The 14892-nt window shown below is 51.1% G+C and carries 15 protein-coding genes; all 15 read left to right on the top strand.

Annotation, left to right across the window (positions count from 1 at the left end; all coding sequences use genetic code 11):
* The first annotated feature begins 373 nt into the window (after positions 1–373).
* The 15 genes from hisI to rsfS all read left to right on the top strand — a co-directional run bounded on the left by hisI (position 374) and on the right by rsfS (position 14289).
* Positions 374–799: a phosphoribosyl-AMP cyclohydrolase gene (gene hisI / locus GCWU000342_RS04925; RefSeq protein ID WP_006906193.1), complete on the top strand. Its 426-nt coding sequence runs from the start codon at positions 374–376 to the stop codon at positions 797–799.
* A complete protein-coding gene (locus GCWU000342_RS04920; protein ID WP_006906192.1) occupies positions 796–2679 on the top strand; it encodes a TIGR03960 family B12-binding radical SAM protein in 1884 nt (627 codons plus the stop codon). Before hisI ends, GCWU000342_RS04920 begins: the two co-directional genes overlap by 4 nt.
* Positions 2654–3412, top strand: coding sequence for a TIGR03936 family radical SAM-associated protein (locus tag GCWU000342_RS04915; RefSeq protein ID WP_049921552.1), 759 nt, complete (start codon positions 2654–2656; stop codon positions 3410–3412). Before GCWU000342_RS04920 ends, GCWU000342_RS04915 begins: the two co-directional genes overlap by 26 nt.
* 86 nt (positions 3413–3498) lie before the next feature.
* Positions 3499–4614 carry a ribonuclease E/G gene (locus GCWU000342_RS04910; RefSeq protein ID WP_006906190.1) on the top strand — a complete coding sequence of 372 codons (1116 nt, stop codon included), beginning with the start codon at positions 3499–3501 and terminating at the stop codon, positions 4612–4614.
* Between the two features lie 162 nt (positions 4615–4776).
* The gene (locus GCWU000342_RS04905) at positions 4777–5454 is read left to right on the top strand and encodes a response regulator transcription factor (RefSeq protein ID WP_006906189.1); all 678 of its coding nucleotides are present in this window, start codon (positions 4777–4779) and stop codon (positions 5452–5454) included.
* On the top strand, positions 5454–6368 hold the full coding sequence (locus GCWU000342_RS04900) for a sensor histidine kinase (protein WP_006906188.1): 915 nt from the start codon (positions 5454–5456) through the stop codon (positions 6366–6368). Before GCWU000342_RS04905 ends, GCWU000342_RS04900 begins: the two co-directional genes overlap by 1 nt.
* Positions 6369–6690: 322 nt before the next feature.
* Complete coding sequence (locus tag GCWU000342_RS04895) at positions 6691–7446, top strand: ABC transporter ATP-binding protein (protein ID WP_006906186.1); 756 nt, start codon at positions 6691–6693, stop codon at positions 7444–7446.
* Positions 7443–9434 (top strand): ABC transporter permease, encoded by a 1992-nt coding sequence (locus tag GCWU000342_RS04890; protein WP_006906185.1) that lies wholly within the window; start codon positions 7443–7445, stop codon positions 9432–9434. The genes GCWU000342_RS04895 and GCWU000342_RS04890 overlap by 4 nt, the downstream gene beginning before the upstream one ends.
* Positions 9435–9627: 193 nt before the next feature.
* Positions 9628–9936 (top strand): 50S ribosomal protein L21, encoded by a 309-nt coding sequence (gene rplU, locus GCWU000342_RS04885; RefSeq protein ID WP_006906184.1) that lies wholly within the window; start codon positions 9628–9630, stop codon positions 9934–9936.
* A 5-nt stretch (positions 9937–9941) separates the two neighbouring features.
* On the top strand, positions 9942–10265 hold the full coding sequence (locus GCWU000342_RS04880) for a ribosomal-processing cysteine protease Prp (RefSeq protein WP_006906183.1): 324 nt from the start codon (positions 9942–9944) through the stop codon (positions 10263–10265).
* A gap of 3 nt (positions 10266–10268) precedes the next feature.
* Complete coding sequence (gene rpmA, locus GCWU000342_RS04875; RefSeq protein WP_006906182.1) at positions 10269–10559, top strand: 50S ribosomal protein L27; 291 nt, start codon at positions 10269–10271, stop codon at positions 10557–10559.
* Positions 10560–10811: 252 nt separating this feature from the next.
* A complete protein-coding gene (obgE, locus tag GCWU000342_RS04870; RefSeq protein ID WP_045000327.1) occupies positions 10812–12098 on the top strand; it encodes a GTPase ObgE in 1287 nt (428 codons plus the stop codon).
* 11 nt (positions 12099–12109) lie between these two features.
* A complete protein-coding gene (gene yhbY / locus GCWU000342_RS04865; protein ID WP_045000704.1) occupies positions 12110–12397 on the top strand; it encodes a ribosome assembly RNA-binding protein YhbY in 288 nt (95 codons plus the stop codon).
* Between the two features lie 99 nt (positions 12398–12496).
* A complete protein-coding gene (nadD, locus tag GCWU000342_RS10165; protein WP_006906179.1) occupies positions 12497–13945 on the top strand; it encodes a nicotinate (nicotinamide) nucleotide adenylyltransferase in 1449 nt (482 codons plus the stop codon).
* Positions 13942–14289 (top strand): ribosome silencing factor, encoded by a 348-nt coding sequence (gene rsfS / locus GCWU000342_RS04855; RefSeq protein WP_006906178.1) that lies wholly within the window; start codon positions 13942–13944, stop codon positions 14287–14289. Before nadD ends, rsfS begins: the two co-directional genes overlap by 4 nt.
* Positions 14290–14892 lie beyond the last annotated feature (603 nt).

Below are 14892 nucleotides of genomic sequence, written 5' to 3'. Positions count from 1 at the left end.
CTACACACGTCAGGCTACGGGGTGAAAGAAAGAACACTCGCCGAACTTGGATTCTTTTGCTATAATGTCTGAGTAAAGTTCATTGGGGAATCAATCGACTATCATGTCATGGGGGTGACGGGATGTCTACATTATTTGCCTTTGTTCTTGTAACCGTTTTCTTTGTCGGCGCCGGAGCGCTGATCGGCACGAAAGACGATCGCTGACGGAGGAAAATACTCCGAAGGTGAAAACCATTTCAGGATCAAGTAAAATGCAAGGAGATGAATTCCTGTGGGGTTCAGCTTCTTGCTTTTTTCATGAGTACAAAAGCGAATGATTGATAGAGTCAGCAGGATGAGAAACGAGAAAGCAGCTAGGATAAGGATATCCCATGGATCAGAGAGCAATCACACAAGATGAGTCCGGACCATTTTCTTTCCACCAGCCCCGTCTGCAGTGGTCTGATTTCAAGCGCAACGCAGACGGCATGGTCCCTGTGATTGTGCAGGAAGAGGGCAGCAAGGACGTACTGATGCTGGCCTATATGAATGAGGAGGCCTTTTTGAAGACTGTGGAGACAGGTCTCATGACCTACTGGTCCCGCTCCAGAAATGAGCTCTGGACCAAGGGTTTGACCTCCGGACACAGGCAGGAGGTGGTCTCTCTGATCGCTGACTGCGATTACGACACTATTCTTGCGACAGTGCATCAGATTGGAGGAATCGCCTGCCATACCGGCGCTCATTCCTGTTTTCACAATCCCATCGTCAGCGCAGATGGGCTGGACCAAAAGTCTGTTGACCAGGAGAATCTATGAGAAAACTTGCTCTCTCAGAGGATATTTTGATGCAGGTGGATAAGCCCGCCCGCTATATCGGCAATGAATTAAACAGCGTCATGAAGGATCCCTCTGAGGTCGCTGTCTCCTTTGTCATGTGCTTCCCTGACGTCTACGAGGTGGGAATGTCCCACCAGGGCATTCAGATTCTGTATGATATGTACAACAGGGAGGAGGGGATCTACTGCGAGCGCCTCTACTCCCCCTGGCCGGATTTACATAAGATCATGAAGGAGAGGAATATTCCCCTCTTTACCTTAGAGACCCAGACAGCAGTCAGGGACAAGGACTTCCTGGGCATCACCATCCAGTATGAGATGTGTTACACCAACATCCTGCAGATCCTGGATTTGAGTCAGATTCCCCTTTTGGCTAAAGACCGCGGCGAGGAAGATCCCATCGTCGTCGGAGGCGGCCCCTGCACCTATAATCCGGAGCCCATCGCCCCTTTTTTTGACATGTTCTTCCTGGGAGAAGGGGAGGTCAACAATGTTGACGTCGTCCGCCTCTATGAGCGCATGAAAAAGGAGGGAGTCTACAGCCGGGAGGACTTTTTGCATGAGGCGGCCAAATTTCCCGGGGTCTATGTTCCTGCCTTCTTTACGCCGGTCTATCAGGAGGACGGCAGGCTTGAGGACTGGGAAATCAAATACGATGACATTCCAAGTCGGGTGCGCAGGCAGGTCATGATGGACATGGACCACGCGACGTATCCGGTTCACCCGATCGTCCCCTTTGTCCGCTCGGTGCAGGACCGTGTGGTCATTGAGATTATGCGGGGCTGCATCCGCGGCTGCCGTTTCTGCCAGGCCGGCATGGTCTATCGACCGACCAGGGAGAAGAGCCTTGCGACGCTGAAATCCTATGTGGAGGAGATGCTTTCCTCCTCCGGCTATGACGAGATTTCTCTGTCCTCTCTGTCCTCCTCCGATTATCGGGGCCTGTCCGATTTTCTGGACTATCTGATTGACAAATGCGACCGGGAGAAGATCAATATCTCCCTGCCCTCCCTCCGCATTGACGCCTTCTCCTTAGACGTCATGTCAAAGATTCAAGATGTCCGCAAGTCCTCTGTGACCTTTGCCCCGGAAGCCGGTTCCCAGCGAATGCGGGATGTCATCAACAAGGGAATCAGCCTGGAAGAAATTATGTCGGGGGCAAAAGAGGCCTTTCACGGGGGCTGGAACAAGCTCAAGCTTTACTTCATGCTGGGCCTGCCCACGGAGACTGATGAGGACATTATGGCCATTCCCCGGCTGGGCAACGATCTGGCAGCCCTCTACTTTGAAGAGATCCCCAAAGACCAGAGAAATGGAAGAGCGCAGATCACCATGTCCACATCTTTCTTCGTCCCAAAGCCATTCACTCCCTTTCAGTGGGCCCCCATGCATCCGCCGGAGGACTACATCCGAAGGGCCAGGCTGGTCAAAGACACCATGCACGAGCAGCTCAATCGCAAGAGCCTGCACTATGAGTGGCATCATCCCCAGATCTCCGTATTAGAGGGGATTTTCGCCAGAGGGGACCGCAAGGTGGCCGATGCCATTCTCTGGGCCTATACCCAAAAGGGCCAGATCTACGATGCCTGGAGCGAGTACTTTAACGATGAGGTCTGGCAGGAGGCCTTCGACAGATTCGGTATTTCCGCTGATTTCTATGCCTATCGTCAGCGCCCCCTCGACGAAATCTTCCCCTGGGACTTCATCGACTGCGGCCTGACCCGTCCCTTTTTGGAGCGGGAGTGGAAGAATGCCATGGCGGGTAAACTGACGCCAAACTGCAGGGACCAGTGCTCCGGCTGCGGTATGAGATCGATGGGGGGAGGGGTGTGCTTTGAAAATCAGAATCCGCTTCGGTAAACATGGAGCCATGAAATACATCGGGCACCTGGATATCATGCGCTATTTCCAGAAGGCCATGCGAAGGGCCCGCATTCCCATGAAGTTCTCTCAGGGCTACCATCCCCATCCCATTATGTCCTTTGCGGAGCCCCTGGGCCTCGGCATTACTTCCGACGGGGAGTACATGGATATTGAGACGGAAGAGGGTCTGGATGGGCTTTCCGCTATGAAGGCGCTTGGGGAGACTATGGTGGACGGGATGGTGATTCATTCTCTTCGCCGGCTGCCCGAGAACGCGAAAAACGCCATGGCGTCTGTAGAGGCCTCCAGCTACCGCCTGACCTATCGCAGGGGCAAGGCGCCTCTTCAGCTGAGGGAGCTGATCGATGCCAGGGAGGACTTCTATGATCGGGCAGAACATATTACAATTGTCAAGAAGACCAAAAAATCCGAGCGCTCGCTTGATCTCAAGCCCCTGATCTACCGCTGGGAGATTGAGCCTTTTATCCCAGGAAATCAGGCTTGTCCGGCGGATCCAGCGGACGAAGAATGCGGCCCTGTCTGCCACCGCATCATGCTGTCTTCCGGTTCGACGGATAATATCAAGCCGGATCTGGTCATGGAACATTTCCATCGCTTCCTGGGGCTGGATCCTCAGGAATATGCTATCCGCGTCTACCGGGAGGATATGTTCACCAGGGTGGATGGACAATTTGTCTCCCTGGAGGATGTAGGGGAGGGAATTTTTTGATTGGCGTGTCTAATCTGATAAGGCTTTGATGGGGATCTGATAAGGATCTGATGGGGATTTGATGGGAAACTTGATGAGGATACAGGATGCCGGAAATTTCAGAGCAGGAACAACTTGAGATATGCATTACCCGGATGCCCTGGAAGGACATAGAGATCGGGCTTTTTCTTGTTCGGACCGGGGACGGACAGGCGATTGAGCTGCAGGTGGAGAACCTGGCCAGACCCAGCATGGTCGGACAGATTCACATTGGACGGATTCAAAAATATCTGCCCTCCCTGCATGCAGCCTTTGTCGATATCGCAGACCAGAAAAAGGTCTTTCTCCCCGTGAAGAGTCCGGATGAACTCAATTATGTGCGCAGACAGTCCAAATCCGAGGGGATTCACGGGGGTGACCAAATCCTCCTGCAGATTGTCGCCGACCCCATCAAGAGCAAGGACGCCATAGGGAGCAGTGATATCGTCTTTAAATCCGCCGACGTCATTGCGCATTTGGGATCGGGAGAATCCGGTATCTCCAGGAAGATCAGCGGACAGGACCGAAGACGTCTCAGAGATTTTCTGTCAGCCTGCCAGGGGGAAAACTATCATCTGACTTTGCGGACGTCCGCAGCCTCTTTAGGAGAGGAGGAGTTGTCCGGGCAGGTCGAAGCTCTCGTTGAGCAAATGGAGGACTTTCAGGCGACCATCGGTCAGCAGGCGCTTTTTACGGTCTTTCAGCCTGGTCAGCCTCTTTGGATGGAGCGGCTGATGACCTATCCCGCCGGGCAGATCGCGTCCATCACCAGTGATTTAGAGGAGGTGATTGCCTCCTTTGCGGGAGAAAGAAACAATGGCTCTCACACACAGGGATCAAAAGGATGTTCATGGACCAGGCGAGCCGACAGTCGACTGGCAGACTATGCTCCCCTCTTTCACGCCTACCGGGACGAATACCCCCTCTATCAGCTGCGCAATCTGACCCGACTGATGAAAGAAATCAGTTCAAGAACTGTCTGGCTTCCCTGCGGGGGCAATATCGTCATTGATTTTATCAATATGAGAGATAAGAGAGATCTGACCCGGGTGATGGAACATTTGTCCTCCTGCTGCAAGAGGGACCCCCAGGGGGTGAGTCTGGTTGACGTCACCGCTTTGGGCTTGGTGGAGATAACCAGGCAGAAGAAATACGCATCATTAAAGCAGATCCTCTCGTCATAATGCGATTTGTGGGCCCGCATCAACTGGACTGCTTACGCTCGGGACGAAAAAACTGCTTGCGCTCGGGGAAAAGGCCTGCATTTTATATAGAAGCCGGCTTGCGCTCATGACAGCGAGACGACCGCAAAGACGGTCATGGAATATGGGAAGGAATGATCTGATATGAATTTATTTCTTGTCGAGGACGATGAGATCATCGCTAAGTCTCTGGAAGAATATCTGACCAGCTGGGGCCATAAGGTGACATGTGTCCGCGATTTCACCAGGGTTGCCCAGGAGGTCAGGGAAGCGGCGCCGGATCTGGTCATCATGGATGTCGTGCTCCCCTCTTATAACGGTTTCTACTGGTGTCAGCAGATCCGCGCCTTCTCGACTCTGCCCATATTAATTCTGAGCTCTAAGTCTGATGATATGGATCTGATCCAGGGCATGCAGATGGGGGCGGACGACTATGTGACCAAGCCGGTCTCCCTAGAAGTGGTGCGAGCCAAGATCGACGCCCTTCTCCGTCGATCCTACGAGTTCGGGCAGAATGCCAATGAGCTCGTCTGGAATGGGGTGAAACTGGACCTTGCCAAGACCGCGATTTACTTTCGGGATCGACAGCTGGATCTGACCCGGACAGAGCTTTTGATCTTAGAACCCCTCTTTGTCGGCCGGGGAAAGGTGATCAGCCGGGAAGCCCTGATCGACCACTGCTGGCAGAGCGAGAACTTTATTGACGACAACACTCTGGCGGTCAACATCTCCAGACTTCGCAAAAAATTAAGAGAAATCGGCCTGGAAAATCTGATCGAAACCAAAAAGGGAATCGGCTACTGCCTGTCGGAGGAAACATAATGCCTGACAAAAAAGAAATCCTCGATTTTCTCCGTGAAATTCTTCCGGTCACGACAAGCTTGCTTTTGGTTGTCATTCTCCTTGCCACCGTTTCTATGCTTGGCGGAATGGAGAACTCTTATATGATTCTCTGCGTACAGATTATTGTCTTCTCCTGGCTGATTTACCTTGTCTTTGCCAGCTATCATATCAGGCGCCGGACGGACTTGAGCAGGGAACTGGAGAGGATTATGAAAGAAAAGCGTCAATTGGAAGAGGAGACCCTGCAGAGGCAGAAAGATCTGGAAGACTATTTCCTTCTCTGGATGCACCAGATGAAGACGCCGATTACAGCAGCCTCCCTGCTTCTGGAATCCGACTCTATGTCCTGTGACAGCAACGCCATTCGAATCAAATCCCGCCTGATGGAGATCAACGGATACGCCAATATGGCCATGTCCTATCTGAAGCTTATGCAAGATTCCAATGACATGGATCTGACCAGGGTGAAGCTGAAGCCGCTTGTGACAGAGATTTTAAAGCGTTACTCTCTCCTTTTCGTGGAAAACGACGATCGGATTGAGATTGACATTCCCAGGTCCGCTTATGTTCTGTCCGATGCCCGCGGTTTGTCTGTTCTTGTGGAACAGCTCATCTCCAACGCGGTCAAGTACACGCGCGGGGGAAAGATCTTGATTTGCTATGATCTGGGCAAGAAAGCCTTGCGGGTTGAAGACACCGGCGCCGGGATTCCCGCGCAGGACCTGCCCAAAATCTTCGACAGGGGCTATTCCGGTTTTAACGGACGCGCAACAGATAAGTCCTCCGGTCTGGGACTCTTTCTTGTAGATACGATTGCCAGGAAATTATCGCTTAAAATTGCTGTCGAATCCAAAGTGGGAGAGGGGAGCTGTTTTACAGTGCTCTTTCCCTGATTCAATCCAGCTTTTCCATGGATCGAATCCACCTTTCGTCTTGATCGGATCCATCTTTTGCCTTGCTCGGATCTATCTTTCGCCTCGTGAGAGAAAAACAAGCTGCCCATATCATTTCTTCAGGTATTTGGCCGGGTAAGAGAGGATTTTCACAGCTTCCTTACAGGTCTGTAAGGAAGCTGTTATTTTATATAAATGCCTGCCCGACCGGATAGGTCTATGATGATAGCGAATCGGATGATCGATCGAAACGATCCTTCTGATTTTTGAGCGCACACATCAGAGCAAAATGAGATTGAAACGATATCAGAGGAGGTATCCCATGAAAATACTGGAGTTGCAGGATGTAAAGAAGACCTACCGGTCCAGAGGCATCGAGACCCAGGCCCTGAAGGGGGTCAATTTCTCCGTCGACGAGGGCGAGTTCATCGCGATTATGGGCGAGTCCGGATCCGGGAAAACGACTCTTTTAAATCTGGTTGCCACCTTGGACCAGCCCACGTCCGGCAGTATTATCCTCGAGGGACAGAATCTGGCCCATCTCAAGGAGAAGGACATCACCGCCTTCCGACGCAATGAGCTCGGATTTGTCTTCCAGACCTTTAACCTCCTGGACCAGTTTACCAACCGGGACAATATCTATCTTCCCCTGGTTCTCTCAGGCGTCAGGGCAGAGGAGATGAAAAGCCGCCTAGCGGAGATTCAGGATCAGCTCATGATCGGAGATTTTGTAGACAAATATCCCTATGAGATCTCCGGCGGCCAGAAACAGCGCATTGCCACGGCAAGAGCGATCATTACAAAGCCAGCCCTGCTCCTTGCGGACGAGCCGACCGGAAGCCTGGATTCCGCTTCTGCTGACGCGATCATGAGACTCTTCACCAGAATCAATGAAAATGCTCAGACCATCCTCATGGTAACCCACTCCCTGCGCTCAGCTTCTTACGCCAGGCGGGTTCTCTTTATCAAGGATGGGATTGTCTTCCATGAGCTCTACCGGGGGGAGGAAGATCAGGAGGCCTTTATGGAGCGCATCCATCAGGCCCAGACAGTCCTCAGAAAGAAGGTGCTTGCATGACTACCATCGCAGCCCGTTTCGCTCTCAAGAATATCAGGGCAAACCGCCTGGTCAATATCCCCTTTGTCATTTCCAACGGCATTATGTTTCTTCTCTACAATGTCATGGTGTCCCTGCAGTCCAATCAATATGTTCTGACCAGGCATAAGGACCTGATCACTTTCATTCAATACGGGTCCTGGCTGATCTTGATTCTGGCCGGTGTTTTTGTCCTCTATTCCAATCGCTTTCTCATGAGTCGAAGGAAGCAGGAGCTGGCCCTCTATTCCATTCTGGGCCTGGAGAAACGGCATATCCGCCGAATTCTCTTCATTGAGCTCTTGATTCTCTTTGCCCTTATGACCATAATCAGCACCATTGGGGGCTTCATCTTCGGCAAGCTGATCTTTGCCGGACTCAATGAGCTGCTCCATGATTCCGGGGTCAAGCTGATGAACTACCCATTCTCTGCGCAGGCATTTCTTATGACGGCGGGATTCGAGCTGGCCTTCTTTTTTGTCCTCTTTGTCATCAACTGCAGCAAGATCCGCTCCAAGGCTCCTCTTGCCCTGTTGACAGGAGAGAAGAAGGGTGAAAAGGAACCGAGATCCAACTGGCTGCTTCTGGTTATCGGTCTGGCTGCCTTAAGCTATGGCTATTATCAGGCCATGCATGTAGAAGGGCTCTTATCCGCCATAAGCAAAATCGTCTTTGCTGTTCTAGCGGTTGCCCTGGCCACCTATTGCCTCTTTATCTCTTTTTCTGTGATCTATCTCAAGTTTCGTCGAAAGAGGAAGTCTTACTATAAGGCCAGGAATTTTCTAAACATTTCAGGTCTTCTCTACCGCATGAAATCTCACGCGGTTGGGCTTGCCTCGATGGCGATTATGGCCTGCGGGGTCATTCTGACCCTGTCAACGGTCTTTGTCATGTACTCCAACATGGAGAAAACGGTAGATGGAATCCTGCATAACCGCTACTATGAGCTCTACTCCATTCAAAATACGGAACAGTCTCCAAGTACGGATGAGCTTCAACAATGGGCAGGCGAGGTGGAGGAGAAAGCCCGCCAGACGACAGAAGCCTATACGAAGGTCAAGGACGGGATCAGCATTACTCAGCTGACAAGTGCCGTCTTATATTCCAGTCAGGAGATAAAGTATGTTTCCAGGAAAGAGAAGGATCTGATGAATCCCAAAGACGGCTTTAAGACCGGCTTTGCCATTTTGGGAAGTCTTGACGAATATAACCGGTATTTTGGAACTGATATCAAACTCAGTCAGGGACAGGCTTTGATCTATAGTAACAGAGACAGCGTGTCAAACATCAAGAGCTTGAAGATAGGGGATAAGACCTACCAGCTCAGCAAGGGAAAGACCATGGTTTCGTCTAACTTCAATGTGGACTATATCTTTTTGGTTCTGCCGGATCAAAAAACCATGCTGGAGGTATCTGACCTGCTGCAGGCGCCTGACGAAATGGGGATGGGAACAATTACAAATTCCTATTACGCCTGGAATGCAGCCGATCAATCCGAGGCTCTAAACCGGGCAGTTAAGAGTATGAATCACGATAACTTTGTGGCAATCAATGAAACAGAGGCGAGAAATGAAGTCTATTCCCTCAACGGAGGCTTCCTCTTCCTGGGGCTTGTGGTCGGCCTGGTTTTCTTGATCGGAACGGTTCTTGTCACCTATTACAAGCAGGTCAACGAGGCCTATGAGGACCGCGAAAAGTATCAGATCATGAAACAGGTGGGACTCCCGGATGCTCTGATCCGCAGAACCGCGGCCAGTCAGATCGTATGGCTTTTCTTCGCCCCTCTTGCGGTGGCAATCGTTCACTGCCTTGCGGCCGGCAAGATTATGTCCAACATTCTGATCCTCTTTGGCGTGAGCAATATGACCTACTACATGATTCGACTTGGAATTGTGACAGGGATATTCGCCCTAGTCTACCTGTTGATTTTCCTTCTGACAAGCCGCATCTACTACCGGATTGTCCGTTAGTCGATTCGTAAGTTCGGTTGCAGTCCACCCTATGATCGGATCCATCGGCCACCTGTCTGCGATCAGATCGTCTGCCAGCTTGACAGCGATTTTCTGTGATGCTAATATAATCTAGTATGTCGCGCAGTTAGGTATGAAGATTCCGGGATGGTCCCGGGACACCAAAACTGGCGTATGTTGAGGAGGTACAGACATGTACGCAATTATTGCTACCGGTGGTAAGCAGTACAAGGTATCTGAGGGAGACGTCATCAGCATTGAGAAGCTCGGTGCCGAGGAGGGCGAGAAGGTGACTTTCGACCAGGTTTTAGCAGTCAGCAATGACGGGCTAAAGGTTGGCAGTCCTACAGTTGACGGCGCCAGCGTGGAGGCCTCTGTCGTTCGCAACGGACGCGCTCGCAAGGTGATTGTCTACAAGTTCAAGAGAAAGACCGGCTACCACAAGAAAAACGGTCACAGACAGTCATTCACGCAGGTTAAGATCGACAAGATCAATGGCTGACTGCCATGATTTCTGTTACTGTCACAAAGGAAAAGGGCGAGTTTCGCAGACTCTATCTGCTGGGGCATGCGGGCTACGCCGATACAGATGATGTCGTCTGTGCAGCGGTTTCGGCGCTTGTGCTCAATACCATCAATGCGATTGAGACCTTTACTGAGGATCACTTCTCTATCGGAGAGGACCCTGGCCAGGGCATGATTGATTTTCAGTTTGAAGATACCGTATCCCATGACAGTCATTTGTTGATGGAAACCATGATTCTGGGTATCCGAAAAATTATAGACAGCTATGGTGAGACCTATGTCTCATTTAACACACAGGAGGTGTGATCCATGTTAGAGATGAATCTTCAGTTCTTCGCTCATAAAAAGGGAATGGGTTCTACCAAGAACGGTAGAGATTCCGAGTCCAAGAGACTGGGCGCCAAGAGGGCGGACGGACAGCATGTAAAGGCCGGGAATATTCTGTACAGACAGCGCGGCACCAGGATCCATCCGGGCTTGAATGTCGGGATTGGCGGCGATGACACTCTTTTCGCCAAGGTTGACGGTGTGCTTCGCTTCGAGCGCAAGGGAAGAGACAAGAAGGTCGCTTCTGTCTATCCCGTTGCGGACGCGGAATAAAAGGGCATTTCTGTCAGAATAAAATCAACCACCCTGTTTCGCACTTGCCTGGAGCTTGCAGATGCGATCCGGGGTGGTTTTTTCTTTCAGGACTTTCTTGTTCTATCCGGTCGGATAGGCTATGATGCTCCTGCACGGTGCAGTGATTGACGCTTTGCGGTCATAGCGCCCAAGAGAATCTGTAATCCCATGGGGATCAGGAAATCTCAAAAGATAGATTCCTCGATTCCCTTGGATAAGTGGAGGATAATTATGTTTGCAGATCGCGCTAAGATATGGATCGTTTCCGGCAAGGGGGGAGACGGGCATGTCAGTTTTCGCAGAGAGAAGTTCGTACCCGACGGAGGGCCTGACGGCGGCGACGGAGGCAAGGGGGGAGACGTCATCTTCGAGGTGGATGACGGAATGAACACTCTCTACAATTATCGTCACAGACACAAGTTTGCGGCCGGCAACGGAGAAGAGGGCGGCAAGAGGCGATGCCACGGCAGAAATGGACAGGACATTGTCCTCAAGGTTCCCGAGGGCACCATTGTCAAGTCTGCGGAGACCGGGCAGGTGATTGCGGACATGTCCGGAGATAACCGGCGTATGGTCGTTCTACGGGGCGGAAATGGCGGACTTGGCAATATGCATTTTGCCACATCTACCATGCAGGCGCCCAAATTCGCCAAGCCAGGACAGAATGCCGTTGAAATTGAAGTGATCCTGGAGCTCAAAGTAATTGCAGACGTCGGCCTGGTCGGATTCCCAAATGTGGGCAAATCCACCTTCTTAAGCCGGGCGACCAATGCCCGGCCCAAGATCGCCAACTACCATTTCACCACCCTAAATCCTAATTTGGGCGTCGTCGATCTGGAGGGGGCCTCCGGTTTCGTGATCGCTGACATTCCGGGTCTGATTGAGGGAGCCTCTGAGGGACTGGGGCTGGGTCACCAGTTCCTTCGTCATATCGAACGGACCAAGCTGATTGTCCACCTTGTCGATGCGGCCTCTGTGGAGGGGCGGGATCCCATCGAAGATATCAGGGCCATCAACCATGAGCTGGAGTCCTATCATTCTAAGCTGCTTAAGAAACCTCAGATCATTGCCGCCAACAAGCTGGACCTCTGCCCGGATGGCGGGGAAGAGGTTCTGACCAGATTGCGGGAGGCATTTTCTTCGGAAGGAATCGAAGTGTATGGAATCTCCGCTGTGACAGGCCGGGGTGTAAAAGAACTGCTCTACAGGGTATCAGAGCTCTTATCCTCCCTCCCCAAAGAACCTGTCGTCTACGATGCTGAGTTCGACCCCAACGACCTGATACGCGCAGACGAGCCCTACAGTATTGAGATCAACGCGGACGGAGAGTATGTCGTTGAGGGGCCAAAGATTGACAAAATGCTCGGTTACACGAATCTTGAATCAGAGCGCGGTTTCGTCTTCTTCCAGCAGTTCCTGAAGAAAGAGGGGATCCTCAAGGATCTTGAGTCCAGGGGAATTAAGGACGGAGATACGGTTCGCATGTATGGGCTGACATTTGACTACTATAAGGAGTGACTATGCTGACATTGACCAACAAGCAGAGGGCCTATCTGTCCTCCATGGCGAACCCTCTGAACGCAATCCTGCAGATCGGCAAATCTTCAGTAACCCCGGAAATTGTAAACTCTGTTGACGAGGCTCTGGAGGCCAGAGAGCTGATCAAAATTCACGTATTAAAGAACTGCTTCGATGACCCCATGGAGCTTGCCAATATCCTGGCGGAAAGGAGTCACTCTCTTGTCGTGAGGGTGATCGGAAAAATTATCATTCTCTACCGCCCGGCCAAAAAGCCAAAGATTGAGCTGCCCAGGTGAATATCAGCTGACTGACAGGATGAGATTCCTGTTATCACAAATTTGGACAGAGTAATTTGCTGTTGCCGCGGGGAAGAAGTCTTCAGATCGGAGTCATGTATGACGCGCAGGATTGGAATTATGGGAGGAACCTTCAATCCCATTCACAATGGCCATCTGAATATCATCCGTCAGGCCAGAGAGCAATTCGGCCTGGACGAGGTCTGGCTGATGCCGACAGGGGAGTCGCCCCACAAGGGGATTACAGATTCTCTTGGACGCTATGACCGCCTTCACATGTGTCAACTTGCAGTTCAGGGAATGCGAGGGGTAAAGGTCAGCGACTTGGAGATTCGCCGGTCCGGGAAATCCTACACCTATCTCAGTCTGAAGGAATTGCGTCAGCGTTTTTCTGACGACAGCTTCTATTACATCATTGGAGAGGATTCTTTGGACCTCTTCTTCAGCTGGGTCCACCCGGAGCGGATCTGTGCCATGGCGACCATTCTCATTGCCTGCCGAAGTCCGGAGGAAACCCTGCACGCGATCACTGTTTCGCAGCAGATCAGCCGGGACCAGGCGGCCGCGCTGACCAGAAGAGTAGAGAAGGAAACGGGAGCTGCCACAGGGGCGCAGGATTCTTTTGCCGGGACAAAATCCCAGGCTGGACTTTCTCACGGCGCCGGACCGGCAAAGGCCCCGAAGAGTTCTAAGACAGGAAAAATCCAGTCGAGAAGTCTCCAGGTGGAAAGCTTCCAGGTGGAAGAGAGCAGGCTGCGCCGGAAAGATTTACAGGAAAAGATCAAGCGGCTGTCTGACACATATCAGGGCTCCTTTCATATTCTTGACTGCGGGCAGATGGACATCTCCTCGACACAGATTCGCCGGATGGTCGCAGAAAAAGAGGATATCTCTGCTTATACGCCGTCTAAGGTTGTCGATTACATCCGAACACACGCTCTCTACCAGAACGTCACAGGGTATGATATCGTGGCCATTGAGAAGTCTCTGCAAGGCCTGCTCAGTCCCCATCGCTATGTTCATACCCTGGGAGTTATGCACACGGCATGCGCTCTGTCCATGGCCCACAGCTACCCCATGACAAGAGCGCAGATCGCGGGGCTTCTGCATGACTGTGCCAAATACCTGTCCAATGATCAGCTGATAGAAATCGCCAAAAAGCGTGGGCTTTTGATCAGCCCGGGAGAAGAGAAGGCACCTCAGCTGCTTCACGCGAAGGTTGGCGCTCTTTTTGCCGAGGAGATCTATGGAGTGCAGGACCCGGCTGTCCTTCGGGCCATTCGGCTGCACACGACCGGAAGTCCTGCCATGGGGCTTTTAGACAAGATCATCTTTGTGGCCGACTATATTGAGCCGGGACGGGACCGGGCTCCTCACCTGTCCGACATCAGACAGCTTGCCTTTTACGACCTGGACCTGGCAGTGACTCTGATTCTGGAGGATACCATCGCGTTTCTGGAGGCATCCGGGGCAGAGATCGATGTAAGCAGCAGACAGACTCTCGATTCCTATCGAGACATCATTCAGACAAGGAGATTTCAATCATGACAATAGAAGAGCAGGTAAAAGTGGCATTTCAGGCTTTGGAAGCGAAAAAGGCAGAGGATATCCGTATCATTGATATTCGCGGTATCTCTACCATTGCCGACTATTTTATCGTGGCAAGCGGCAGCAATCAGAGTCAGCTGCAGGCCATGGAGGATTCTGTCGGACAGAAGATGAGAGAAATCGGCATGGCTCAGCCCAAGGTCGAGGGAAACCGCAATTCCACCTGGATTCTGATGGATTATGGAGATTTTATCGTTCACATCTTCTCTGAGGAAGATCGTCTCTTCTATGACCTGGAGCGGATCTGGACCGATGGGAGAGAGGTTGAAATCGAGAGTTTGTGATCAAATCTTGTTTTCAGTCTTAAAACATGCTATTTTGAATTTACCTGAAGAAGGAAAGATAAAGGAGGGAAGACAGAAATTCGGGGGAGGTGGTATCAGTGAAGAAGCGTTTGCAGAAAGATATAGGACTCGCATTGTTTGCGTTATGTATACAGATTATCGTATACTTTCTGATCACCCATTTTACTGGCGAGGCCAGGAGTATCCGGTCATTTGTGTCTGACTATGTTTTTATCGCCTCCTGGCTATTCTATCTACTATTGAAGACAGTAATTTATATCGTATGGTACCTTATTTCAAAGAAGGGCAAAGCAGGAGCTGAGTAGCTGGTAAGAGATATATGCGCTATGAAAATAGATATTATTTGGACCGGGCACGAACGCAATATGTAGGATCTTGGACATTTAGTAAGCGATGGGGGAATGGTCATTGATGGATGTGAAAGCTGAATTTAAGAAGCTAATAGGACGTATATTGCTTATTTTGTGTGCACAGATTATCGGATTCATTTTGGTTAGCTATTTTACAAGAATGACTATGAGTCTCTGGTCATTCATATCAGGCTATACCATAATCACCTTCTGGCTAACCTATCTACCATTA

It is taken from the genome of Shuttleworthella satelles DSM 14600 (genome assembly GCF_000160115.1).
Classification (GTDB): domain Bacteria; phylum Bacillota; class Clostridia; order Lachnospirales; family Lachnospiraceae; genus Shuttleworthia; species Shuttleworthia satelles.
The sequence above is the reverse complement of the archived record's forward strand: the minus strand, read 5'-3'. Positions and strand labels throughout refer to the sequence as shown.

What these genes read in the sequence shown, in the direction of transcription:
- rsfS (WP_006906178.1), top strand. Translation starts at nt 13,942, where the DNA reads ATGACAATAGAAGAGCAGGTAAAAGTGGCATTTCAGGCTTTGGAAGCG.
- rplU (WP_006906184.1), top strand. Translation starts at nt 9,628, where the DNA reads ATGTACGCAATTATTGCTACCGGTGGTAAGCAGTACAAGGTATCTGAG.
- GCWU000342_RS04905 (WP_006906189.1), top strand. Translation starts at nt 4,777, where the DNA reads ATGAATTTATTTCTTGTCGAGGACGATGAGATCATCGCTAAGTCTCTG.
- GCWU000342_RS04910 (WP_006906190.1), top strand. Translation starts at nt 3,499, where the DNA reads ATGCCGGAAATTTCAGAGCAGGAACAACTTGAGATATGCATTACCCGG.
- obgE (WP_045000327.1), top strand. Translation starts at nt 10,812, where the DNA reads ATGTTTGCAGATCGCGCTAAGATATGGATCGTTTCCGGCAAGGGGGGA.
- GCWU000342_RS04900 (WP_006906188.1), top strand. Translation starts at nt 5,454, where the DNA reads ATGCCTGACAAAAAAGAAATCCTCGATTTTCTCCGTGAAATTCTTCCG.
- GCWU000342_RS04895 (WP_006906186.1), top strand. Translation starts at nt 6,691, where the DNA reads ATGAAAATACTGGAGTTGCAGGATGTAAAGAAGACCTACCGGTCCAGA.
- hisI (WP_006906193.1), top strand. Translation starts at nt 374, where the DNA reads ATGGATCAGAGAGCAATCACACAAGATGAGTCCGGACCATTTTCTTTC.
- GCWU000342_RS04920 (WP_006906192.1), top strand. Translation starts at nt 796, where the DNA reads ATGAGAAAACTTGCTCTCTCAGAGGATATTTTGATGCAGGTGGATAAG.
- rpmA (WP_006906182.1), top strand. Translation starts at nt 10,269, where the DNA reads ATGTTAGAGATGAATCTTCAGTTCTTCGCTCATAAAAAGGGAATGGGT.
- GCWU000342_RS04880 (WP_006906183.1), top strand. Translation starts at nt 9,942, where the DNA reads ATGATTTCTGTTACTGTCACAAAGGAAAAGGGCGAGTTTCGCAGACTC.
- GCWU000342_RS04890 (WP_006906185.1), top strand. Translation starts at nt 7,443, where the DNA reads ATGACTACCATCGCAGCCCGTTTCGCTCTCAAGAATATCAGGGCAAAC.
- nadD (WP_006906179.1), top strand. Translation starts at nt 12,497, where the DNA reads ATGACGCGCAGGATTGGAATTATGGGAGGAACCTTCAATCCCATTCAC.